This window comes from Falsirhodobacter sp. alg1, assembly GCF_000739715.2.
Classification (GTDB): domain Bacteria; phylum Pseudomonadota; class Alphaproteobacteria; order Rhodobacterales; family Rhodobacteraceae; genus Falsirhodobacter.
Window position 1 is genome coordinate 791,198 of the sequence record NZ_BBJC02000001.1, and the last position, 23,528, is coordinate 814,725.

Annotated in this window: 23 protein-coding genes; 11 read left to right on the top strand and 12 right to left on the bottom strand. The window is 60.7% G+C overall.

Annotated features, from left to right (window positions below):
* Positions 1-2: 2 nt before the first annotated feature.
* Entirely contained in the window at positions 3-677 is a 675-nt protein-coding gene (locus TR36_RS03885; RefSeq protein WP_052362419.1) for an extensin family protein, read from the top strand.
* Here TR36_RS03885 and TR36_RS03890 read toward each other — a convergent pair.
* The 3 genes from TR36_RS03890 to TR36_RS03900 all read right to left on the bottom strand — a co-directional run bounded on the left by TR36_RS03890 (position 674) and on the right by TR36_RS03900 (position 4,012).
* On the bottom strand, positions 674-2,218 hold the full coding sequence (locus TR36_RS03890; RefSeq protein ID WP_045387075.1) for a peptidoglycan -binding protein: 1,545 nt from the start codon (positions 2,216-2,218) through the stop codon (positions 674-676). The genes TR36_RS03885 and TR36_RS03890 overlap by 4 nt on opposite strands.
* Complete coding sequence (locus tag TR36_RS03895) at positions 2,218-3,420, bottom strand: biopolymer transporter ExbB (RefSeq protein ID WP_237763505.1); 1,203 nt, start codon at positions 3,418-3,420, stop codon at positions 2,218-2,220. Before TR36_RS03895 ends, TR36_RS03890 begins: the two co-directional genes overlap by 1 nt.
* 67 nt (positions 3,421-3,487) lie before the next feature.
* A complete protein-coding gene (locus TR36_RS03900) occupies positions 3,488-4,012 on the bottom strand; it encodes a gamma-glutamylcyclotransferase (RefSeq protein WP_045387074.1) in 525 nt (174 codons plus the stop codon).
* Positions 4,013-4,076: 64 nt separating this feature from the next.
* Here TR36_RS03900 and TR36_RS03905 point away from each other — a divergent pair, with 64 nt between their 5' ends.
* Positions 4,077-5,018, top strand: a complete 942-nt coding sequence (locus TR36_RS03905) for a DUF2125 domain-containing protein (protein ID WP_052362417.1) — start codon at positions 4,077-4,079, stop codon at positions 5,016-5,018.
* A gap of 127 nt (positions 5,019-5,145) precedes the next feature.
* Here the strand turns inward: TR36_RS03905 and clpA are convergent, their stop codons facing one another.
* Entirely contained in the window at positions 5,146-7,464 is a 2,319-nt protein-coding gene (gene clpA, locus TR36_RS03910) for an ATP-dependent Clp protease ATP-binding subunit ClpA (protein WP_045387069.1), read from the bottom strand.
* Positions 7,465-7,630: 166 nt separating this feature from the next.
* Positions 7,631-8,398 carry a hydroxyacylglutathione hydrolase gene (gene gloB / locus TR36_RS03915; RefSeq protein ID WP_045387067.1) on the bottom strand — a complete coding sequence of 256 codons (768 nt, stop codon included), beginning with the start codon at positions 8,396-8,398 and terminating at the stop codon, positions 7,631-7,633.
* A 63-nt stretch (positions 8,399-8,461) separates the two neighbouring features.
* Between gloB and TR36_RS03920 the strand changes: the two genes are divergently transcribed.
* The 7 genes from TR36_RS03920 to TR36_RS03950 all read left to right on the top strand — a co-directional run bounded on the left by TR36_RS03920 (position 8,462) and on the right by TR36_RS03950 (position 14,736).
* Positions 8,462-9,232, top strand: coding sequence for a hypothetical protein (locus tag TR36_RS03920; RefSeq protein ID WP_062762419.1), 771 nt, complete (start codon positions 8,462-8,464; stop codon positions 9,230-9,232).
* 193 nt (positions 9,233-9,425) lie between these two features.
* Positions 9,426-9,986: a F0F1 ATP synthase subunit delta gene (locus tag TR36_RS03925; protein ID WP_045387062.1), complete on the top strand. Its 561-nt coding sequence runs from the start codon at positions 9,426-9,428 to the stop codon at positions 9,984-9,986.
* Positions 9,986-11,524 (top strand): F0F1 ATP synthase subunit alpha, encoded by a 1,539-nt coding sequence (gene atpA, locus TR36_RS03930; protein WP_045387059.1) that lies wholly within the window; start codon positions 9,986-9,988, stop codon positions 11,522-11,524. The genes TR36_RS03925 and atpA overlap by 1 nt, the downstream gene beginning before the upstream one ends.
* 22 nt (positions 11,525-11,546) lie before the next feature.
* Complete coding sequence (locus tag TR36_RS03935; RefSeq protein WP_045387056.1) at positions 11,547-12,422, top strand: F0F1 ATP synthase subunit gamma; 876 nt, start codon at positions 11,547-11,549, stop codon at positions 12,420-12,422.
* Between the two features lie 19 nt (positions 12,423-12,441).
* Complete coding sequence (atpD, locus tag TR36_RS03940) at positions 12,442-13,869, top strand: F0F1 ATP synthase subunit beta (RefSeq protein ID WP_045387053.1); 1,428 nt, start codon at positions 12,442-12,444, stop codon at positions 13,867-13,869.
* 9 nt (positions 13,870-13,878) lie between these two features.
* Positions 13,879-14,277: a F0F1 ATP synthase subunit epsilon gene (locus TR36_RS03945; protein ID WP_045387050.1), complete on the top strand. Its 399-nt coding sequence runs from the start codon at positions 13,879-13,881 to the stop codon at positions 14,275-14,277.
* Between the two features lie 189 nt (positions 14,278-14,466).
* Positions 14,467-14,736, top strand: a complete 270-nt coding sequence (locus TR36_RS03950) for an H-type lectin domain-containing protein (RefSeq protein WP_370553311.1) — start codon at positions 14,467-14,469, stop codon at positions 14,734-14,736.
* 2 nt (positions 14,737-14,738) lie between these two features.
* Here TR36_RS03950 and TR36_RS03955 read toward each other — a convergent pair whose 3' ends face one another.
* The 7 genes from TR36_RS03955 to TR36_RS03985 form a co-directional block, all read right to left on the bottom strand.
* Positions 14,739-15,755, bottom strand: a complete 1,017-nt coding sequence (locus TR36_RS03955) for a ribose-phosphate pyrophosphokinase (protein WP_045387044.1) — start codon at positions 15,753-15,755, stop codon at positions 14,739-14,741.
* Between the two features lie 96 nt (positions 15,756-15,851).
* Positions 15,852-16,874, bottom strand: a complete 1,023-nt coding sequence (locus TR36_RS03960) for a low specificity L-threonine aldolase (RefSeq protein WP_062762421.1) — start codon at positions 16,872-16,874, stop codon at positions 15,852-15,854.
* Between the two features lies 1 nt (position 16,875).
* Positions 16,876-17,319, bottom strand: coding sequence for a YcgN family cysteine cluster protein (locus TR36_RS03965; protein ID WP_062762423.1), 444 nt, complete (start codon positions 17,317-17,319; stop codon positions 16,876-16,878).
* Positions 17,320-17,349: 30 nt separating this feature from the next.
* Positions 17,350-18,273 carry a bifunctional riboflavin kinase/FAD synthetase gene (locus TR36_RS03970; protein ID WP_045387038.1) on the bottom strand — a complete coding sequence of 308 codons (924 nt, stop codon included), beginning with the start codon at positions 18,271-18,273 and terminating at the stop codon, positions 17,350-17,352.
* Between the two features lie 63 nt (positions 18,274-18,336).
* A complete protein-coding gene (locus TR36_RS03975; RefSeq protein ID WP_045387036.1) occupies positions 18,337-19,227 on the bottom strand; it encodes a TIGR01459 family HAD-type hydrolase in 891 nt (296 codons plus the stop codon).
* On the bottom strand, positions 19,227-20,144 hold the full coding sequence (locus TR36_RS03980; RefSeq protein WP_045388659.1) for a manganese-dependent inorganic pyrophosphatase: 918 nt from the start codon (positions 20,142-20,144) through the stop codon (positions 19,227-19,229). Before TR36_RS03980 ends, TR36_RS03975 begins: the two co-directional genes overlap by 1 nt.
* 198 nt (positions 20,145-20,342) lie before the next feature.
* Positions 20,343-21,320 (bottom strand): TraB/GumN family protein, encoded by a 978-nt coding sequence (locus TR36_RS03985; protein ID WP_045387034.1) that lies wholly within the window; start codon positions 21,318-21,320, stop codon positions 20,343-20,345.
* Positions 21,321-21,482: 162 nt separating this feature from the next.
* On the opposite strand from TR36_RS03985, the gene TR36_RS03990 reads away from it, so the two are divergent.
* On the top strand, positions 21,483-21,770 hold the full coding sequence (locus TR36_RS03990; protein WP_062762425.1) for a co-chaperone GroES: 288 nt from the start codon (positions 21,483-21,485) through the stop codon (positions 21,768-21,770).
* Between the two features lie 47 nt (positions 21,771-21,817).
* The gene (gene groL, locus TR36_RS03995; protein WP_045387029.1) at positions 21,818-23,455 is read left to right on the top strand and encodes a chaperonin GroEL; all 1,638 of its coding nucleotides are present in this window, start codon (positions 21,818-21,820) and stop codon (positions 23,453-23,455) included.
* The last annotated feature ends 73 nt before the right edge of the window (positions 23,456-23,528 follow it).

A 23,528-nucleotide genomic window follows, 5' to 3' on the forward strand; every position in this document is an offset into this window, starting at 1 on the left:
TTATGCGATGTGTGGTGTTCTGGGCCACGCTTTGCATTCTGACGGCACCCGCTTGGGCCGATGCGCCTGAACCCTCCAGCCGTCCGGAACCGCGGCCGCAGATTGCCATTCCTGAAGGGGGCGCTGCAAAAGCAGGCTCTGCCGTCAAGCCACCCGCGCGCGGTGGCGGCCTTTGCGGTGTGGCGGGGCTGGTGGGCGAACGGATCGCGCCGGTGCATGCATCGGTGGCCGGGTGCGGCATTTCGGACCCGATACAGCTGCGTGCTGTTTCAGGTGTGCAGCTTTCCAGTTCGGCAACGGTAGATTGCTCGGTCGCGGTTGCGTTGAACACATGGGTGACACAGGTGCTGCAGCCCCTGTTTTCCGGCAGTGTCCGCCAGATGGATATTGCCGGTGCCTATGAATGCCGGGGCCGGAACCGGGTGGCCGGTGCCAAAATCAGCGAACATGGCAAGGGGCGGGCAATCGACATTCGCGGCCTGCGTTTTGCTGACGGTGGTCAGATCACCGTCGCGCAGGATTGGAACCGGGGTCCGTTGGGGCGTCTGATGGCCCGCAGCTACGAACAGGGCTGCGGGATTTTCGGGACGACCCTTGGCCCCGGGTCCGACGGCTACCATGAGGATCACATGCATTTCGACATGCCCTCGAACCGCCGCACCCCTTATTGCCGTTAGCGTTCGGTCAGTTTCAACTCGATCCGGCGGTTCTGTGCCCGTGCCTCTGCTGTTTCCCCCTCGGCCACGGGTCTGTATTGCCCGAAACCGGTGGGGGCCAGCCGGTTCGGCGGAAAGCCCAGACTGTCCTGCATGTAACGTACTACCGATAGGGCGCGCGCCTGACTCAGCTCCCAGTTGTCGCGGAACTGCCCGTTACCGGACAGGGGAATGTCATCCGTGTGCCCGTCCACGCGCAGGATCCAGTCCAGATCATCGGGGATCTGATCCGAGATATCGCGCAGGGTAACGGCCACATCCGCAATCTGGCGACGCCCCTCGTCCGACAGGTCCGCCGAGCCGATATTGAACAGCACCTCGGATGAGAAGACGAATCGGTCCCCTACGATCCGGACACCATCCCGATCGGCCAGAATCTGGCGCAGCTTGCCGAAGAATTCGGACCGGTAGCGCTCAAGCTGCTCTGCCTCCGAGGACAGGCGGCGGCGTTCGGCCTCTTCCAGTTCGGCGCGTTTGCGCTGTTCTTCTGCTGCCCGGGCCAGGGCCACGTTCAGCTGGTTGCCCAGATCGTCGATCTTCGCCTCTTGGGTGCTGCCGGCGGTCTCGGTCAGGTTCAGGGCCTGTTGCAATGCCGAAAGCTGTGCGCGAAGGGCTGCAACTTGCTGGTTCAGGACCGCGGTCTGCCGCTCGGCCGCGGTGGATTTGCTGCGCTCTGCTGCCAGCGCCCGTTCTGCCGTGACAAGCAGGTCCGCGTGTTCGTCCGCCGTTTGCGCCGCATCTGTTTCAGCCGCAGCCAGAAGGGTCAGCGTTTCTTCGGCGCGTCTGCGCTGTTCCTCAAGGTTCAGGCTCATCGCCGTCAGTTCGGCTTCGGAGTCGCGCAGACGATCATGCAGGGCCTGTGCTGCGGCGCTGTCCACGATTTTCTGTTGTTCGGCCTCGGTCAGGGCGGTCTGCGCTGCGGCAACGCTGGCCTCGCTCTGTTCGGCGCGGGCGCGCAGATCGGCAACCATCGCCTCGATCGCTTCGCGGCGGGCGGCATCAAGGCGTGCCTGTTCGGCACTTGCATCGATTTCGGAACGGGCGGCCGCAAGGGCAAGGTTCAGCGCCTCTGTCTGCGACAGGGCCTGATCGCGGGCTGCCGTCAGATCATCGGTCCGGGCCTGAAGCTGCTGACGCGATGCGATCAGAGAGGCGACCTGCTCTTCGAAGCTGGCGACCTTCTGCGTGGATTCGTCCAGCTGTGCGGTCAGGGTCGCGGCGAGTTCCGCCTGCCTGTCCCGCGCCTTGGTGGCAGCTCCCAGCGCCTTTTGCAGATCCTCGGAGCGGGCCTGTTCCATGCCGAGGTTGTTGGACAACGTTGCGACCTCATCGCTCAACCTGTCCAGCTCCGACCCCTGGCTGGAGATGGTATCCCGCAGGACGGACTGGATCACCAGAAAGATCGTCAGCACGAACATCAGGACCAGCAGCAGCGCCGTCATGGCATCGACGAAGCCGGGCCAGATCTGCGATTCGCGCGGGCGGCGACGCGACAGCGCCATCAGATTTCCCCTTTGGCAGCCAGACGGAGCGTATCGGTCAGCTGTGCCAGATCGCTGCGCAGCTCTGCGATGCTTTCCTGCCGGCCCACGGACATATCCTCCATCATCCGCAGCAGATGCGTATCGATGGAACGCAGCCGCGCGCGATATTCCGCATCGGCATGGGGCGCATCCTTGGCCGCAGAGATTTCCATGGCATCGGCCATACGGGCCTGGCCTTCGGCGATGCGGGCAAGGGCGGCGGTTTGCTGGTCGGCCATATGGGTATGCGCGCTATCCTGCGCCTCCATCCGTTTCAACAGCCCGCCAATGGCTTCGGTCAGCTGGATGGAACGGTCATCGCTGGCGCGGCGTCCTGCTTCGGATTGCGCGAACAACTCCTGTATCTCGTCCATCTGCGCGCTCATCTGGTCCAGCACGCCGGCCACGCTGGCATCTTCGCCATCCGCAAAACCAAGGCGGGTGATCGAGGACAGCCATTCTTCCAGCTCCTGATGGAACCGTGTCTGGGAGTGGGAGGCAAAAAGGGCAAGAAGGCCCACGGCCAAAGAACCGGCCAGCCCCAGAAGCGAGGAGGAGAACGCCGTTCCCATGCCGCCAAGCTGGTTTTGCAGGCCGGTCATCAACTGACCCAGAACATCGGCGCCATTGGTTGGTGCCCCATCCGTCGGGGCCAGACTGCGAATCGTTTCCACAAGTGCAGGAACCGTTGTCGCCAGTCCGTAGAATGTCCCCAGAAGACCCAGAAAGATCAGCAGACTGCCCAGATAATGGCTGATCTCACGGGATTCATCCAGACGAGAGCCTACGGAATCGAGGATAGACCGCGACGAGCTGGCCGAGATGCGGCTGCTGGCCGAACGCGATTGCAGCAAGGTGGCCAGCGGCAGCAGCATTGCAGGCGGTTCGGCCTGTACCCCTTTGCGCTGCACGAATGCCTCGATCCACGTGATGGACTGCATCAACCGCACCACGCTGGCAAAACAGGTACCCACCCCGATCACGAAAACCAGCGTGATGAATCCGTTCAACCACTTCTTGGCCAGAAACAACGGCAGAAGATGCGGAGCGGTCAGGGCTGCGCCCAGAACCACCAGCAGGGTAATGACAGCCATAACCAAAAGCTGGCGCAACGGTTGGGTGAATACTTTGCCGGGACGGATGATCGGGCCGGGGCGGAGGGCAGTAAGGGATTTTTCCACGGGAAGGGGGCCTGTTCTCTCGGTTATTCGGGTTCACGATAGGCATGGTGCGACGATCTGCCAACCATCAAGAAAGCCGTTGGCGCACTCGGTGCGCCAGATCATGCAAATCGGCATCTGGAATGCCCAGATTGTCCAGATGTGCGACGGTTGCGAACAGGTAATCGCGATTCGGGCCACGGGTGCCTGTGGCATGGGCAATCGCATCGGCCTGCTGTTCGATGGGCATCCGGCAATATTGGGGATGTGCGGGGGAAATCACATAGGTCACGGCCATTACCTGCGGGTCGGTCAATGGAACCTGTATTTCCACATAGGCGTCGGAAATAAGCTCCCGTTCGCGCAGCGCGGCCAGGGCGGCAGCCTCTTGCCCCTTGGCCACCAGAAACGCCACGCCCCGGCAGAACGCGTCCGGGGCATGATCCAGTGCCAGCACCAACCCGGGATGTTCCCGCGTTCCGCGATAATGCCAAGAGGCCATGCAGAAACTGCGTTGCCACCCGTCCAGCCGTGCAGTCACCTGCCGCTCCACCTCGAAGCAGGGGGCCCATATCAGCGAGCCATAGCCGAAGACCCACATCCGTTCTGTCATCTGCTGGCCCTTCCATCCCGTCGGGGGTATGCATTCGGGCTATCGTTGCGAGGGAGCAATTTCAATGCGGGTTCTGATCCGGATCATCGTCGTTTTGGCCGTGCTGTTCTGTGGCTACTGGTTTGCCGGTGCCCATCTATTCGAGCGCGGGGTGCAGCGGTGGCTGACTGCCCAGCAGCAGGAGGGGCGGGTGGCCGAGGCGCAGGACCTGACGGTCAGCGGTTTCCCGACAGAATTCCGGGGAAGCGCCGGTCAGGTGGCCATCCTTGATCCGGACAGCGGGTATGGCTGGCAGGCAAACGGTCCGACTGTGGCGATGCCCAGCTGGTGGCCGCTGCAGGTGAACGTGGCCTTGCCCGAAAAGCAGGTGATCGAAACGCCGACGGGCCAGATCGACCTTAGTGCAGAAGACATGACGGGGCGCATCGATCTGGGCTTCGATCTGGCACCCCGGCACCTTCTGGCACAAAGCGGACCGCTGCGGGCCGAGATGGCCGCAGGTGCGCTGACTGCGGACTCCCTGCGATATGAAAGCGATGGCGGCAATGGCCGCCTGCACCATGTGACCATGAACGGCACCGGCATGGGGTTGAATGTGGCCCCGTTGGACCTGACAGGCGGCACACTGGATGTGGATGCCGATGTGACGCTGGCAGAGCAGCTGGATGACCTGCCGGATGCCGTTGGCGTGGGCATAGATACGATTCTGCTGCGCGAGGCCCGGCTGCAGTTTGACGGTTTTGCGGTCAAGGCTTCGGGCACGGTTGTTTCCGACGGTCGCGGGTTTGCTGCGGGGGATGTTACGCTGCAACTGACAGGATGGGCCGCCGCCCTAGAGGTCGCGCGGAATGCGGGCCTGATCGAGGCGCATCAGGCCGACACGCTGGAGGGTGGACTGCGCCTGATGTCCGGTGGTGGGGATACGGTAGAGCTGCCCCTGACCCTGTCGGGTGGTGTGGTACGATTTGGCCCCTTCCCGCTGGGGGCGGCACCTCGCATGCGTTGAGGCTTTGGGCCCATATGTCCGGGGTAGGAAGCCATGGTGGCCATATGCCGGACGAGAGCAGATACCGGACGCGATCAGCACGACGGCTAATATAAAAAGGCCCCCGAGCGGGGGCCTTTTCTTTTCCTTATTCGGCGGTCAGCAGGGGCGGGCGCTGATTGGCGATGCGGCCCTTCAGCTCCTCGATCTCCAGCTCGATCTTATCGTCCTTGACAACAACCCGCACGACGCCGCCCTTGGTCAGCCTGCCGAACAGAAGTTCTTCGGCCAGCGGCTTTTTGACGTGTTCCTGAATGACACGGCCAAGAGGGCGCGCCCCCATCCGGTCATCATAGCCCTTGTCACCCAGCCATTGGGCCGCCTCGGGCGACAGTTCGATATGGACGTTGCGATCGATAAGCTGCGCCTCAAGCTGCAGGACGAACTTCTCCACCACCTGCAGGATCGTATCCTTGGGCAGGGGAGCGAACGAGATGATCGCATCCAGACGGTTCCGGAATTCCGGCGTGAAAATCCGTTCGATGGCAGCGGTATCCTCGCCCTCACGCTTGTCACGGCCAAAGCCGATTGCCGCCTTCTGCATGTCCGACGCGCCTGCGTTGGAGGTCATGATCAGGATCACGTTACGAAAATCCACCTGACGACCGTTGTGGTCGGTCAGCTTGCCGTGGTCCATCACCTGCAACAGGATGTTGTACACATCGGGGTGTGCCTTTTCCATTTCGTCCAGCAGCAGAACGCAATGTGGATGCTGGTCCACGCCATCCGTCAACATGCCGCCCTGATCGAAGCCGACATAGCCCGGAGGGGCACCGATCAGCCGCGATACCGCATGCTTCTCCATGTATTCCGACATGTCGAAGCGCAGAAGCTCCACGCCTAGGGTGCTGGCAAGCTGTTTGGCCACCTCTGTCTTGCCCACACCGGTCGGGCCGGCGAACAGATAGTTGCCGATCGGCTTTTCCGGTTCCCGCAGGCCGGCACGGGCCAGCTTGATGGCAGACGACAGGGCCGTGATCGCATTGTCCTGACCGAAAACCACACGCTTCAGCGACGGCTCCAGATCGCGCAGCACCTCGGCATCGTCCTTGGAGACGTTTTTCGGCGGGATCCGGGCAATCTTCGCCACGACCGTTTCGATTTCCTTCACGCCAATGGTTTTGCGGCGTTTGGATTCGGCCACCAGATGCTGGGCAGCACCGGCTTCATCGATCACGTCGATCGCCGAATCCGGCAGTTTGCGATCATTGATATACCGCGATGCCAGTTCGACGGCCGTCTTGATGGCGTCATTGGTATAGCGGATATCGTGGTGGCCTTCGAAATGCGGCTTCAGACCCATCAGGATCTTGATGGCATCCGGCAGCGACGGCTCGTTCACATCGATCTTCTGGAACCGGCGGGCAAGGGCGCGGTCCTTTTCGAAATGCTGACGGAACTCCTTGTAGGTTGTGGAGCCCATGGTCCGCAGCTTGCCCCCGGCCAGGGCCGGTTTCAGCAGGTTGGAGGCATCCATAGCACCGCCGGATGTGGCACCCGCACCGATCACCGTGTGGATTTCATCAATGAACAGTACCGCGTTCGGATGATCTTCCATTTCCTTGACGACGGCCTTCAGGCGTTCCTCGAAATCACCGCGGTAACGGGTTCCGGCCAGAAGCGCCCCCATGTCGAGGGAATAGATGGTTGCCGGCGCAAGGATATCTGGAACCTGACCATTGATGATCTTCCAGGCAAGGCCCTCGGCAATCGCGGTTTTGCCCACACCGGGATCACCCACCAGCAGCGGGTTGTTCTTGCGGCGGCGGCACAGAACCTGGATGCAGCGTTCCACTTCGGCATCGCGGCCGATCAGCGGATCCACGTCCCCCTTGCGGGCCTTTACGTTCAGATCTACGCAGTATTTCGACAGTGCGGATTCCTTTGATTCGCCAGCTTCGGCCTTTGGCGTCTCGTGGTGGTCATCATCCGAGCCCGAAAGATCGCGTTGTTCGCCATAGGCCGGATCCTTGGCCACGCCATGTGCAATGAAGTTCACGGCGTCATAGCGGGTCATGTCCTGCTCTTGCAGGAAGTAGGCGGCATTCGATTCGCGCTCGGCAAAGATCGCGACCAGCACGTTCGCGCCCGTCACCTCGGTCCGTCCCGAGGATTGCACATGGATCGCCGCGCGCTGGATCACGCGCTGGAATGCAGCGGTCGGTACCGCTTCGGAGCCTTCGACCGTGGTGACCAAGGTCGACAGATCGTCATCGATGAATTCGACCAGCGTCTTGCGCAGTTCTTCCGTATCGACGGAGCATGCCTTCATGACGCGCGATGCGTCCGGTTCATCCAGCAGCGCCAGAAGCAGATGTTCCAGCGTTGCCAGTTCATGGCGGCGGGCATTCGCAAGCGCCAAGGCGCCATGGATGGCTTGTTCGAGGGTGTTTGAGAACGATGGCACGGTGTGCTGCTCCTGTCTTGCGGGTCGGACACGCTGGGGGCGCATACGACCGTTGCCTCACCTTATAGAAGATCGGAACTTTGTCCCGCGCTTCAAGTGCGAATCCGACAGCGTGAACATTTCGCGTGTTTCTGCGACAAAATGTGAACGCCTGTTGCAACCCGGCTTAGAAATTGTCCTTCCGTGCGCGGAGTTCGGCGAAAACCTCGGCATCGGGCGCATCGGGCAATCCGACGGCGGCCTTCAACGCGGGCAATCCGGCGCGCAGGAACGGGTTGGTGGCCAATTCTTCGGCAAGGGTGGAGGGAACGGTGGGGCGGCTCTCACGGCGTGCCTTATCGGTTTCCTCGATACGCGAGATAAGCGCTTCGTTTTCCGGTTCAAGGGTCAGCGCAAAGCGGAGGTTCGATTGTGTGTATTCATGCCCCGATGCCACCCTGGTTTCATGCGGCAGGGCCGACAGGCGTGTCAGGCTGTTCCACATCTGGGTCGGCGTCCCCTCGAACAGGCGCCCGCAGCCCCCGGCCATCAGGCTGTCGCCGGTAAAGACGTAACCGGCATCGGGCATATGGAACGCGATATGGCCGACGGTATGGCCGGGCACGTCGATCACGCGTACAGGCGTGTGGCAGACCTCGAACACATCGCCATCGGCCACGGCCAGATCCAGTGCCGGCAGGCGCAATTCATCGGCAGCCGCGCCGATCACCTTTGCCCCGGTTGCCGCCTGCAGCTTCGGAAGCCCGTCGATATGGTCGTTGTGGTGATGGGTCAGCAGGATATGCGACAGCGCCCATTCCCGTGCCGACAGCACCGCGATGATGGGGTTAGCCTCTGGCACATCGATGCAAACCGTTTCCTTGGTTTCGGTATTGCGGACGAGGAAAGCATAGTTGTCGCGAAGGCAGGGAATGGTGATCAATTCTAGGGGCATGGCTTTTCTCTCCGGCTGAACCTAAGCTTCAACGACAATATGTGACATAATGATCCCGGTGAAATGTATCTAGACGTTCTGGACCTGCGAAATTTCTACTACCGCACGCAATTGGGGCGTGTGGCGCAGCGTGCCATCCGGGACAAGGTCGTGGAGATATGGCCCGAGGCCAAGGGGCAGACCGTTGCTGGCTTCGGCTTTGCCGTGCCGCTGCTGCGCCCCTATCTGGCCGAGGCGCGGCGGGTCATCGGGCTGATGCCGGGGCCGCAGGGCGTGATGCCATGGCCCGCCGGCATGGAGAACGTATCCGTTCTGACCGAAGAGGGGGCCTGGCCGCTGGAAACCGGAATGGTGGACAAGCTCGTGGTCCTGCACGGGTTGGAGCCGTCGGACAATCAGGCCGACGTACTGGACGAATGCTGGCGTGTGCTGGGGCCGGGGGGAAGGGCGCTGTTCATCGTGCCGAACCGTTCGGGGTTATGGGCACGGACCGAACGCACGCCCTTCGGGTTCGGCCGCCCCTATTCGGCGAACCAGCTGGAAGCGCAACTGCGCCGCCATTCCTTCGTGCCGGAGCGGGCAGTGCCCGCCCTGTTTGCCCCGCCGTCCCATCGCCGGTTCTGGTTGCGCACATCCGGCATCATCGAGAGTGCGGGGCGCAGGCTTGCCCCTTGGTTTGCGGGGGGCGTCGTGATCGTGGAAGTGTCAAAGCAGGTCTATGCGCCGCGCAAGCCCGGCCTCAAGGCAGCGGTCCGTCGACCGCTGCGCGCGCTGGAAGGGGCGACCCAGCCCGCAGCCCTGCCAAGCCCCCGATATTGCCGGAACCTGCGGTGAGACATATTGCCGCGATAGAGGTTTTGTCGGGAAAGATGCAGCCATAATTGCGCGTTAACTGCGGCTTCACAGTTGCGGCAATGGATTTGCTCTGCTAAACGAACGCCGAATTGATATACATAACTATTGTATAAATGAACGGCCGCCATGGCATCGTTTTTGTGCGACATGGCCAAGCATCGAAAGGGTTGAAGTGTCTGAACCAGCCTCGATTTCCTCCGGTATCGCAGTGCGCTACGCGACAGCCGTGTTCGAACTGGCCAAGGACGCATCCGCGATCCCTGCGCTTGAATCCGACATTGACGCGCTTGAGGGCGCGCTGGAAAGCAGTGCCGACCTGCGCAACCTGCTGACCTCGCCCGTCTATACACGGGCAGAGCAGGAAGCCGGTATCGCGGGTGTGGCAAAGGCGATGGGCCTGACGGACCTGACGGCGCATACCCTGCGCATCATGGCCCAGAAGCGGCGCCTGTTCGCATTGCCGCGTGTGATCGCACGGCTGCGTCTGATGATTTCCGAGGATCGTGGCGAAGTTCTGGCCGAGGTAACCTCGGCCACGCCGCTGACCCCTGCACAGGCAACCCGTCTGGCGGAAACGCTGAAGGCGAAGGCCGGCAAGCAAGTAATACTGAAAACCGCTGTCGATGAAACACTCATCGGCGGTCTCGTTGTAAAGCTCGGCTCGACCATGATCGATACCTCGATCCGCTCGAAGCTCGCGTCTCTCCAGAATACCATGAAAGAGGTTGGATAATGGCAATCCAGGCTGCTGAGATCTCTGCGATCCTTAAAGAGCAGATCAAGAACTTTGGCCAGGATGCCGAAGTTGCGGAAGTTGGCCGCGTATTGTCGGTCGGCGACGGGATTGCCCGTGTGCACGGACTGGACGCGATCCAAGCCGGCGAAATGGTCGAATTCCCCGGCGGCGTGCGCGGCATGGCGCTGAACCTCGAGATCGACAACGTCGGTGTCGTGATCTTCGGTGATGACCGTGGCATCAAAGAGGGCGATACCGTCAAGCGCACGAAATCCATCGTGGACGTGCCGGTCGGGAACGCGCTTCTGGGCCGTGTGGTCGATGCGCTCGGCAACCCGCTGGACGGCAAGGGTCCGATCGAGACAACCGAGCGTCGTGTTGCCGACGTGAAGGCGCCGGGCATCATTCCGCGTAAGGGTGTGCACGAGCCGATGGCAACGGGTATCAAATCCGTTGATGCGATGATCCCCGTTGGCCGCGGCCAACGCGAACTGATCATCGGTGACCGTCAGACAGGCAAGACCGCGATCGCGCTCGACACGATCCTGAACCAGAAATCCTACAACGAAGCCGCTGGCGACGATGAAGGCAAGAAGCTGTATTGCGTCTATGTCGCGATCGGCCAGAAGCGTTCGACCGTTGCCCAGCTGGTGAAAAAGCTGGAAGAAACCGGCGCCATGGCCTATTCGATGGTCATCGCTGCGACGGCTTCGGATCCTGCGCCGATGCAATACCTTGCGCCCTATGCCGCAACGGCAATGGCAGAATTCTTCCGCGATAACGGCCGCCATGCGCTGATCGTCTATGATGATCTGTCGAAGCAGGCTGTTGCATACCGTCAGATGTCGCTGTTGCTGCGCCGTCCGCCGGGCCGTGAAGCCTATCCGGGAGACGTTTTCTACCTTCACTCCCGCCTGCTGGAGCGTTCGGCCAAGCTGAACGAGGATTTCGGTTCGGGCTCCCTTACGGCGCTGCCGATCATCGAAACCCAGGGCGGTGACGTTTCGGCGTTCATTCCGACCAACGTGATCTCGATCACCGATGGTCAGATCTTCCTTGAGACGGAGCTGTTCTATCAGGGCATCCGTCCGGCGGTGAACACCGGCCTGTCCGTGTCGCGTGTGGGTTCGTCCGCACAGACCGATGCGATGAAGTCGGTTGCAGGCTCGATGAAGTTGGAGCTGGCGCAGTACCGTGAAATGGCTGCCTTCGCGCAGTTCGGTTCGGACCTTGATGCGGCAACGCAGCAGCTTCTGAACCGCGGTGCCCGCCTGACCGAGCTGATGAAGCAACCGCAGTACTCGCCGCTGACAAACGCGGAAATCGTCTGCGTCATCTTCGCGGGGATCAAGGGCTATCTCGACAAGGTGGCCGTCAAGGATGTCACTCGTTTCGAGGCCGGTCTGCTCGCATTCCTGCGCAGCGACAAGAAGGACCTTCTTGCCGACATCACCAACAACGACCGCAAGGTCAAGGGTGAGCTGGAAGAGAAGATCCGCGCCGCGCTTGACGTTTTCGCCAAAGACTTCGCCTGAGGGCGGGGCAGGGAGGTAACATATGCCCAGCCTTAAGGACCTGAAAAACCGGATCGGAAGCGTGAAGAACACGCGGAAGATCACGAAGGCGATGCAGATGGTCGCTGCCGCAAAACTGCGCCGCGCGCAGGATGCGGCGGAGGCTGCACGCCCCTATGCAGAGCGGATGAACTCGGTCATGGCCGGGCTTGCGACATCCGTTCAGGGGTCGGCAGACGCACCGCGCCTTTTGTCCGGCACAGGCCGCGATGCGGTGCATCTGTTGGTGGTGATGACGGCGGAACGCGGCCTTTGCGGCGGGTTCAACAGCTCTATCGTCCGGCGCGCACGCATCCGGGCACAGGAGCTGCTGGCCCAAGGCAAGACTGTGAAAATTCTGACGGTCGGCAAGAAGGGCCGCGAACAACTGCGTCGTGATTACGAGCAGAACTTCGTGGGTCATGTCGATCTGTCTTCGGTCAAGAAGCTGGGATATACCAACGCGCAGACCATCGCGCGTGAGGTTCTTTCGCGCTTTGACGACGGCGAGTTCGATGTGGCGACGCTGTTCTATTCGCGTTTCGTTTCGGTCATCAACCAGGTCCCGACCACACAGCAGATCATTCCTGCGGTGTTCGAGGCCCCCGAGGCCGGTACAGAGCGGAACGATTACGATTACGAACCGTCAGAGGAAGGCATTCTTGCCGACCTGTTGCCGCGTGGAGTTGCGACGCAGATCTTTGCCGCGCTTCTGGAAAATGCCGCGTCCGAACAGGGCGCACGGATGAGTGCTATGGACAACGCGACCCGCAACGCGGGCGAGATGATCAACGACCTGACGATCGAATACAACCGGACGCGTCAGGCCGCGATCACCAAAGAGCTTATCGAAATCATCTCGGGCGCCGAGGCGCTCTGATCCCGAACGGAGATACGACATGGCACAAACAGCAAAAGGCAAGGTGACCCAAGTCATCGGCGCCGTCGTGGACGTGCAGTTCGAGGGCGAAATGCCCGCGATCCTCAACGCGCTGACCACGGACAACAACGGCAAGAAGCTGGTGATGGAAACAGCACAGCATCTTGGCGAGAACACCGTTCGGGCGATTGCCATGGATTCGACCGAAGGTCTGGTCCGCGGCGCGATTGTTCACGACATGGGCGCACCGATCACCGTACCGGTCGGGGATGCTACCCTGGGCCGCATCCTCAACGTCATCGGTGAGCCGATCGACGAAGCCGGCCCGGTTGACGCGGTTGAAACGCGTTCGATCCACCAGCCCGCTCCGACGTTCGAGCAGCAATCCACGTCCTCCGAAGTGCTGGTCACCGGCATCAAGGTCATCGACCTGCTGGCACCCTATGCCAAGGGCGGTAAAATCGGTCTGTTCGGTGGCGCCGGTGTGGGCAAGACGGTTCTGATCATGGAACTGATCAACAACATCGCCAAAGTGCACTCGGGCTATTCCGTATTTGCGGGTGTCGGGGAGCGGACCCGTGAAGGGAACGATCTGTACCACGAGATGATTGAATCCGGCGTTATCAAGCCTGACAATCTGGCAGAATCCAAGGTTGCTCTGGTGTACGGCCAGATGAACGAGCCTCCGGGTGCCCGCGCACGTATCGCGCTGACCGGTCTGACGCTGGCCGAGCAGTTCCGTGACACCTCGGGTTCGGACGTTCTGTTCTTCGTCGACAACATCTTCCGCTTTACCCAGGCCGGTTCCGAGGTTTCAGCGCTGTTGGGCAGGATCCCGTCAGCCGTGGGCTATCAGCCGACGCTGGCAACCGACATGGGGCAGCTGCAAGAGCGTATTACCTCGACGAAGAAGGGGTCGATCACCTCCGTTCAGGCGATCTACGTTCCTGCCGATGACTTGACCGACCCTGCGCCTGCCACGTCCTTTGCCCACCTTGATGCAACGACCACGCTGTCGCGCGCCATCTCCGAGCTTGGGATCTATCCTGCGGTCGATCCGCTGGATTCGACCTCGCGCCTGATGGATCCGACCATCGTTGGCGAAGAGCACTATCAGGTTGCACGTGACGTTCAGGGTATCCTGCAACGCTACAAATCGCTTCAGGACATCATCGCGATTCTGGGCATGGACGAATTGTCGGAAGAAGACAAACTGACCGTGACCCGTGCGCGCAAGATCCAGCGCTTCCTGTCGCAGCCGTTCGACGTTGCGAAGATCTTTACCGGCGCCGACGGTAAGCAGGTTGCCTTGGCTGACACGATCTCGTCGTTCAAGGCTGTTGTTGCCGGTGAATACGACCACTTGCCGGAAGCCGCATTCTACATGGTTGGCGGCATCAATGAGGTGAAGGCCAAGGCCGAGCGTCTCGCGAAATCAGCAGCGTAAGGGGGTATCATGGCCGATACCCTCCAATTTGATCTTGTGACCCCGGAACGGAAGCTTGCTTCCGTTCCTGCAACCGAGGTTCAGATCCCGGGGACCGAGGGTGACATGACGGTGATGGCGGGGCATATGCCCCTGGTCACCAGCCTGCGGCCCGGCATTCTGAGGGTTGTCGGACCGACAGGTCATCTGAACTTTGCGGTAACAGGCGGCTTTGCCGAAACGGCAGGTCCGTCGCTTTCGGTTCTGGCCGAATATGCGATCCCGGTAGAAGATACGACCAAGACCATCTTCGACGAGCTGGTTGCCGAAGCAGAAAGCCTTGCAGAAGTAGCACTTCCCGAAGATCGGGCCGCTGCCGACAAGAAGGTCAATGACATGATTGCGCTTCGGGCTGCAGCCGGTCACTAATCTTGCGATAAATCAGTTAAATAGGCCCCGGATTTGTTCTGGGGCCTTTTTAATGCCAAAGCGCATGTTATACCTTTGTAACACCTCTAAAAATGCGCATCTGGAATGATATACATACGCTCTGCCTCATCGATCGCTATTGCTCAGGGAACAAAGGTCCTTTTCTCCGACTTTGCTGATGGTGGTGACATGTGGACGGGGAATGGCCCACGAGAACGGCGCCATGCCATTGTGTTCGATGACCAGTTTCGCGAACCACCTTCGATGATGGTTTCAATCTCTATGTGGGATATGGGCCCGGATACGCCTGCGCGCGGCGATATCATGGCGGAAAATGTTACCAAACGGGGCTTCGATCTGGTGTTCCGCACGTGGTCCGACACGCGTGTTGCGCGTATCCGCGCCGATTGGACTGCCATCGGCGCGGTTGTTTCTGATGACGATTGGGACGTCGAATAACCTTAGCGGTTATACAGCCCCTCATATATCGGAACCAGGGTATCCGTTTCGAACAGGGATGATACCGAGGTGCCGTTCCAGGTGTTCAGGATGGCCTGCGCGAACATCGGTGCGGTCGGCACGATACGGATATTGGAGCAATCCTTCACGGCCTGTGTCGGTTCGATGGAATCGGTGATGACCAGCGATTTCATGACCGATTTCGAAACACGCTCTACCGCAGGACCAGAAAGTACACCGTGGGTGATATAGGCGTGAACCTCGGTCGCACCGTTTTCCATCAGCACTTCGGCAGCCTTGCAAAGCGTGCCGGCCGTATCGCAGATATCGTCCACGATGATACAGGTCTTGCCTGCGACATCACCGATCACCGTCATCTCGGCGATTTCGCCAGCTTTCTCGCGGCGCTTGTCCACGATGGCCAGGGGCGCATTGATGCGTTTTGCGATCTCACGCGCGCGGGCAACGCCGCCGACATCCGGCGAGATGATCATGACGTCCGACATCTGGTTGCGGAACGTATGCTCGATATCCAGCGCGAAAACCGGCGCGGAATACAGATTGTCGACCGGAATATCGAAGAACCCCTGAATCTGGGCGGCGTGCAGGTCCAGTGTCAGGATGCGATCGATCCCTGCCTCAACCAGCAGGTTTGCCACCAGCTTCGCGGAAATCGGCGTGCGCGCCTTTGACCGGCGATCCTGCCGGGCATAGCCGAAATAGGGGATCACGGCCGTAACACGGTCCGCAGAAGAGCGGCGGAGCGCGTCGGCGATGATCAGCAGCTCCATCAGGTTGTCATTGGCAGGGTTCGATGTGGGCTGGATAATGAACATATCCTCCCCACGTACGTTTTCATAAACCTCGACGAAGATTTCCTGATCGTTGAACCGTTCGACCCGCGCATCGACAAGGCTGACAGCCGAGCCGCGATGCACCGACATTCGGCGTGCGATCGATTTTGCGAGAGGCAGGTTTGCGTTACCGGCAATCAGTTTAGGCTCGGTCATGGCGGGCATGGGCTATCCTTGGCAGCGGAATCGACATGCACCGCATAGCACCCCGAGCCTCCGGCGCAAACGCCGGAAGCCCATATCGTGACGATTTCGTAAAATCTATCCGTGAATGAGGCCCAGAAACCTGTTCACATCCGCGTCGGTTGTATTCCATGAGGTGACCAGCCGCGCCCCGAGTGCCGTTTCATGCGGGTAATAGGCAGCACCCGCCGCGCGGGCACGGGTGTGGCCAGCCTCCGGGAATTCGGCAAAGACCATATTGGCTTCGGTCGGGTGCATCACGCGGCCCCCCGGAATCTGTGCAATCCCTGCGGACAGGCGCGCGGCGGCCGCATTTGCCTGCCTGGCAAGACGCAGCCACAAATCCCCCTCCAGATAGGCCTCCATTTGCGCGGAAAGGTAGCGATGCTTGGAAAACAGATGGGCAGAGCGTTTGCGCCGCAATTCGAATTCCTTGGCGCGGGCGGGGTCGAACAGGATCACGGCCTCTACACCCATCAACCCGTTCTTGGTGCCGCCAAAGGACAGGATGTCGATCCCCGCCTTCCACGTCATCTCGGCCGGCGTCGCACCCGTGGTGACCAGCGCATTCGCGAAACGGGCGCCGTCCAGATGCGTACCCAGCCCTGCGGCCTTGGCGGGGCCGGTCAACGCCGCAATCTGGTCCGGCGTGTAGACGGTGCCCAGTTCGGTAGTATTGGTCAGCGTCAACGCCGAAGGTTGGGCGTTGTGCACCGATGCCGGCACAAGGCGCTGCAGCATGTCCGCAAGAGCGGCGGGGTCCATCCGCCCATCGGCCCCTTGGACCTGCAGCAGTTTGCCCCCGTTCATGAACGCCTCTGGTGCGTTGCATTCGTCAACCTGTACATGGGCGGTCGTATGGCAGAATGCGGCACCCCATGGCGGGCACAGCATGGCCAGGGACAGGGAGTTCGCCGCCGTGCCCGTGGCCACCAGATAGACGGCCGCCCCCGGTGCCTCGAACACCTCGCGCAGGCGGGCGCGGACGCCGTCCATGATGGTGTCATGGCCATAGGGCATCTGCGGGCCGTCATTGGCGCGTGCAAGCGCCTCCAGCACCTCGGCAGGAACGGGTGAGGCATTATCGGAAGCAAAGTACATGTTACGGCGTCTCCTCGATCAGATAGTCTTCCCAGTCTTCTTCGGGCACCTTGAATTCGGGCACCGTCCACCCCTGGACCGATGCGCCCGCATCATGGATCGACTGGCGATCCCCCGTCAGAAGATAGTGCCAGTCGGGCAACGGCTTGTCTTCGTGCAGGCGGCGGTAGGCGCAGGTCCTTGGCAGCCAGTAGGCAATCTCGGGCAGCTTTTGCGGTGTCAGCTGAACACAGTCGGGCACATAATCGCGCCGTGTTTCGTATTTTGAACAGAAGCAGGTTTCACCGTCCAGCAGCTTGCAGGCAAGACGTGTAAAGGCGACCTCGTTCGTATCCTCGAACTCGATCTTGTTCAGGCAGCATTTCCCGCAGCCATCACATAGCGCCTCCCATTCCTTGGGCGTCATACTGTTCAGGGGAACGGTTTCCCAGAAGCGGTCACGCATCATCGGCTCCAGACGGGTTGGGGGCAGGGATCAAACGGCGGCAAGGATGGAACGGGCGCGGGTGCAGTCGGCATCCATCTGGTCAATCAAAGCAGGCAGGCCATCGAATTTCAACTCGGGGCGCAGATATTCGATCAAGGCCACCGATAGATGCTGCCCGTAAAGATTGCCGCTGAAATCGAACAGAAAGGTTTCCAGATTGGGAACCTCTCCATCGAACATGGGCCGGATACCCAGGCTTGCAGCCCCGCCGTAGGTTCCCTTGTCGGGGCCGGTCAGCACGTCCACCTGGGCGGCATATACGCCGAACTTCGGTAGGTGCAGGCTGTCCAGCATCATGTTGGCTGTGGGATAGCCAAGTTCACGGCCGCGTTTTTCACCGTGCAACACTTCCCCTTCAATCCGGTGCCAATGGCCCAGCATGGCAGCCGCATGCCGCGGGTCGCCCTCGCTCAATGCCCTGCGGATCGCGGTAGAGGAGATGTTGTCCCCATCCAGATCCACCAGATCGGCCACCGTCACCTCGAACCCGAGATTTCGGCCCAGATCCGTCAGAAGTCCGGCATCGCCGGTGCGGTTATGTCCGAAACGGAAATCACGGCCCACCACGACATGACGGATTCCCAGCCCTTCGGCCAGAACGCGGCGGGCAAAATCCTCGGCTCCGAGCCCTGCAAGTGCGGCGTCAAAAGGCAGTTCATACAGATGGTCCACGCCCATTTTTGCTAGGCGGTTCGCACGCGCTTCGGCATTCATCAGGCGGAAGGGGGCTGTCGCAGGCTTGAAATACTGGCGGGGATGCGGCTCGAACGTCACAAGGCCCAAGGGGGCATCCCTTCGGGCAAGGTCGATCACGGCACGATGGCCCAGATGCAGCCCGTCAAAATTGCCCATGGCGACCGATGCGCCGCGCGCCGTGGCGGGCAGGTCAGTCCAATGCCGGTAGATCTTCATCGCGCGTGCGCCCCTTGCCTTGGGATGCCCCCCTATCGCGCAGGGGGGCACAGGTTGCAAGGCTCAGCGCAGATTGCCGATCGCATAGGTCGGATTCAGCGACTGTTCGATCAGCCAGCGGTCCAGCAGGTCAGCATCCGGATTCGCGGTGTCATCGCCGAAATGTGACGCCGCCAGACCGGAGGTGATGAACAGGGAAGCGATCCCTTCGTTCACGCCACCCTGCACGTCGGTAAGAATTCCATCCCCGATGCACAGCGTTTCATCATTGCCGATGGAGGCGTCCAGTGCCGCCAGACGGTGGCGTGCCAGCGCATAGATCGGATTGTGCGGCTTGCCGAAATACAGGCTGGTGCCGCCCATCCGGTCATAGGCCTGCGCGATGGCTCCGGCGCAGAATTCGCGCCTGTCACCGATATCCACCTCGATGTCGGGGTTGGCACACAGCAGCTTCAGCCCGCGGGCATGGGCCTCGGCCAGAATTTCGCTGTAATCGTCAGGGGTCTCGGACATCTCGTCGAACAGGCCGGTGCAGACGATACCTTCGGCCTGATCCAGCGGCACGCGGGTGATCGGTTCGACCCTGGCTGCCAGATCGGCCAGATCGCCCGTCAGCTCCTCGAAGAACGTGGCGTCTTTGGAGGCGCCGATGTGGTACACGCGACGGCCGACCGCGCCGTTCAGCATAGCGAACTGTGCGGCATCGCCCGACGTGACAATATCGTCCCATGCATCCCGTGGCACACCCAGCGGTGCCAGTTGGGCCACAACGCCCGAGGCCGGGCGAGGGGAGTTGGTGACAAGGATCACACGTCCACCCTTGGCGCGATAGGCCTGCAGGGCGGCGACAGCCTCGGGAAAGGCCGCAAGGCCGTTGTGCACGCAACCCCAGATATCGCAGAGCAACGCGCGGTACTGGGGCAGTTCTGCCAGTGAATTGACGATCCGGGCCATCAGATTGCCAATGCCGGAATGATCTGTTTCTTGCGGCTCATGACGCCGGGCAGCACCACGGTATCGCCGGTGACGGTAACGCCAAAGCTCTTTTCGGCAATGGTTTTGACCAGATCGTTCGGGACCAGCAGGATTGCCTCTTCCCTGACGATATCGATGATGAACAGCAGAACCTGATGGGCGCCGTCCGCGGCGGCCACGGCGGGCATCGCATCGACCAAAGCCTGCTTGCGGGCCAGAAGCGGTGCGGGGCTGGTGGTTTCCAGAACCGAGACCCGCAGCGCCGTTTCGCCGACGGTGTATTCCTTGCTGTCCATCTTCAGCAGTTCCTTGTCGGAAAATGCCGAGACATCGGATTTGGCGGCGAACATCTCATCGGCATAGGCAGCCATATCGATTCGCAGTTCGCGAGCCAGATCTTCGGCCACGGCCCGGTCGTGGGGGGTTGTGGTCGGGCTGCGGAAGGCCAGCGTGTCCGACAGGATGCAGGACAGGATCAGCCCCTTGATATGGCGGGGCGCGCGTTCCGTTGCGGCCCCCATCAGATCGAACATCAGCGTGGCGGTGCAGGCCAGCGGGCGAATGGTAATATCGATCGGCGTCCTGGTTTTCAGCCCGCCCACCAGCATGTGGTGGTCGATAATCGACAGGATATTCGCGTCGTTGATATTGTCGGGCAGTTCTGCCGGATTGTTGGTATCGACGATGATGACCTCGTCATCCGCCTCCAGCGAGGTCAGAAGCTCGGGTTTCGGCTGTTCCCAGTGGTTCAGGACAAACAGCGCCTCGGTGTTCGGCTCACCCAGAACATAGGGCTTGGCGGGCTGGCCGCGCATTTCTGACTGGTACCATGCCCAGATAATGGCCGATGCGGTGCAGTCGGTATCGGGCGATTTGTGGCCGAAAACCTTGATCATCTTTGTATTCCCCAAGCGTATATGGTTGTCGCGGTTATAGGGCGCGGCCCGCCCCTTGTCACGCGACGCCTGACAATTGCCATGCCTTGTTCTGGGGATCGTTATGCAGGGCGCATATATCCGGTGCATGACGGTCGGCGGCTAAATACGCAAAAGGCCGACCCTGTGTCGGGGCCGGCCTTTCAGGTTCGGGGCCGATCAGTCCAGCCGGGATATCGTGAAGCCCTCACGTTCTAGCAGGGCCAGTACGCCCTGATCTCCCGAGAGGTGCAGGGCCCCGAAGGCGGCCACGACGGGGCCATCCTTGCAGGCATTCTCGATCACCGGAATCCATGCCTTGTTCCGGTCGATCAGGAGGGTCTTTTCGGTTTTCGCGAATTCGGCATGCACGTCTGCCGTGGTCTGTCCGGGCAGGGCGGGCGTGCTTTGCTGCATGAACTCCCATATCAGGCGGGGTTCGGAATTGAAATAACTGTCGGCCAAGGTGATGGCGGCATCATCGGCCTGCTTTTCCATCGGCAGGGACATCCGGACGGATGTGACCTGCTCCTGCTCGGGCAGATCCGCCGAGATATCCAGCGCGGTCTGCCATGGTTCCAATGCGCGGATCGGGACATGCCGTTCGGTTGCGATATCCATGAGCCGCTGGTCCAGGCCAGCGGTCTGTTCCTTGCCCATCGAACAGGGCGGCATCCCCAGAAGCATGGCGACATACCAGGGGCGATAACGGTTTGCGAGCCGTGGGGGAATGCCCCGTGCTGCCATCGCCGCCCGGAACTGCGCGCGTTCGCTGGGGGTCAGCCGTTCGGGCAGTGTCGGCCCGTCGCTGACCAGCAGCGAAGAGGGGTCGTCCATGAAGTGCTTTTCAAGGGCGGCCTGTTCCTTGGGGCCGGCCTCGACCAGAAGCGTGCTGGCGTTGTCCATCATGGGGGCGACCCTTGCGGCCAGTGCGTCCATGCGCGGATCATCAAGATGATAGGTGCCCATCAGGACGACATCTTCATCCCCGCGGGTGGCGCGGAACAGAAGGCCACGGGCGTGGGGGTGGGAATCTGCCTGCTGGCGCAACGCATGACGTTCCGAGGCGGACATCGCATTGATCAGGTTGTGTCCGCTGCACTGGGCGACAACGGGACTTGCAAACAGCACGAACAGGGCGGTCAGAGTGCGTATCATGGGGGTAACCCTTGCATGGGAAATTTCATCCGCCAAGAGAATAAAATTTAGAATTTGCCCCGTTGACAGAGTTGTGTGCTCTGCATACCTCTGCTGCTGTTGGCACTCCCGGTGGGTGAGTGCCAAAAGTTTTTAACCGGAAACCTGAGGGAGTGTTCTCAGATGGCATTCAAACCGCTGCATGACCGTGTTCTGGTCCGTCGCATCGAAGGCGAAGAAAAAACCAAGGGTGGCCTGATCATCCCGGATACCGCCAAGGAAAAGCCCGCAGAAGGCGAAATCGTTTCCGTGGGTGAAGGTGCACGCAAGGATTCTGGCGAGTTGATCGCACCGACCGTCAAGGCTGGTGACCGTATCCTGTTCGGCAAATGGTCGGGCACCGAGGTTACGCTGGACGGCAAAGAGCTGCTCATCATGAAGGAAAGCGACATCCTCGGGATCATTTCCTGAACCGTCGCCTTTTCTGAAACGCAATTAGACTGATTAGGAGCAATCCAATGGCCAAGGACGTCAAGTTCGACACCGATGCCCGCGACCGCATGCTGCGCGGCGTAAACATCCTCGCAGATGCTGTCAAAGTAACGCTCGGCCCCAAAGGCCGGAACGTCGTGATCGAGAAATCTTTCGGCGCACCGCGTATCACCAAGGACGGTGTATCGGTTGCCAAGGAGATCGAACTCTCCGACCGTTTCGAGAACATGGGCGCACAGATGGTGAAGGAAGTCGCTTCCCGCACCAATGACGAGGCCGGCGACGGTACAACCACCGCCACAGTTCTGGCACAAGCCATCATCAAGGACGGCCTGAAGGCTGTTGCTGCTGGCATGAACCCGATGGATCTGAAGCGCGGGATCGACCTTGCAACGGCAAAAGTCGTAGCAGCGATCAAGGCGGCAGCCCGTCCGGTGAACGACACGGCAGAAGTTGCCCAGGTCGGTACCATCTCGGCGAACGGCGAAGCTGAAATCGGCCGCCAGATCGCGGATGCGATGCAGAAGGTCGGCAACGAGGGTGTTATCACCGTCGAAGAGAACAAGGGTCTGGAAACAGAAACCGAAGTTGTCGAAGGCATGCAGTTCGACCGCGGCTACCTCTCGCCCTACTTCGTCACCAATCCCGACAAGATGATTGCCGAGATGGAAGACGCGCTGATCCTGCTGCACGAGAAAAAACTCTCGTCGCTGCAGCCGATGGTTCCTTTGCTGGAGTCGGTCATCCAGTCGCAGAAGCCGCTGATCATCATCTCCGAAGATGTTGAAGGCGAAGCGCTTGCAACGCTGGTTGTGAACAAACTGCGCGGTGGCCTGAAAATCGCGGCTGTCAAGGCACCGGGCTTCGGTGACCGTCGCAAGGCAATGCTGCAGGATCTTGCAATCCTGACGGGCGGCCAGGTGATTTCGGAAGATCTGGGCATGAAGCTGGAGAATGTCACGATCGACATGCTCGGTTCGGCCAAGAAAGTCTCGATCACCAAAGACACCACGACGATCGTCGACGGTGCTGGCGACAAGGCTGAGATCTCGGCACGCGTTGCACAGATCCGTACGCAGATCGAAGAAACAACTTCGGACTACGACAAAGAGAAACTGCAAGAGCGTGTGGCCAAACTGGCTGGCGGCGTTGCAGTGATCCGCGTCGGCGGCATGACCGAAGTCGAAGTGAAAGAGCGCAAGGACCGCGTTGATGACGCACTGAACGCAACCCGCGCTGCTGTTCAAGAAGGCGTTGTCGTCGGTGGTGGCGTTGCGCTGATCCAGGCTGGCAAGTCGCTGGAAGGCGTCGCAGGTGCCAACTCCGACCAGAACGCGGGTATCGCCATCGTGCGCCGCGCACTGGAAGCACCGCTGCGCCAGATCGCGCAGAACGCCGGTGTTGACGGTTCGGTCGTTGCGGGCAAGATCCGTGAATCGAACGACCTGAAGTTCGGCTTCAACGCACAGACCGAAGAATATGGCGACATGTTCTCGTTCGGCGTGATCGATCCGGCCAAGGTTGTCCGGACTGCGCTGGAAGATGCGGCTTCGGTTGCTTCGCTGCTGATCACCACCGAGGCGATGATCGCCGACAAGCCCGAGCCGAAAGCTCCGGCCGGCGGTGGCATGCCCGACATGGGCGGCATGGGCGGCATGATGTAATCAGCCGTTTCCATACGGAAACAGGGGGCGTCCTTCGGGGCGCCCTTTTTCATTTTGCGCGAGTTTCCGCGCA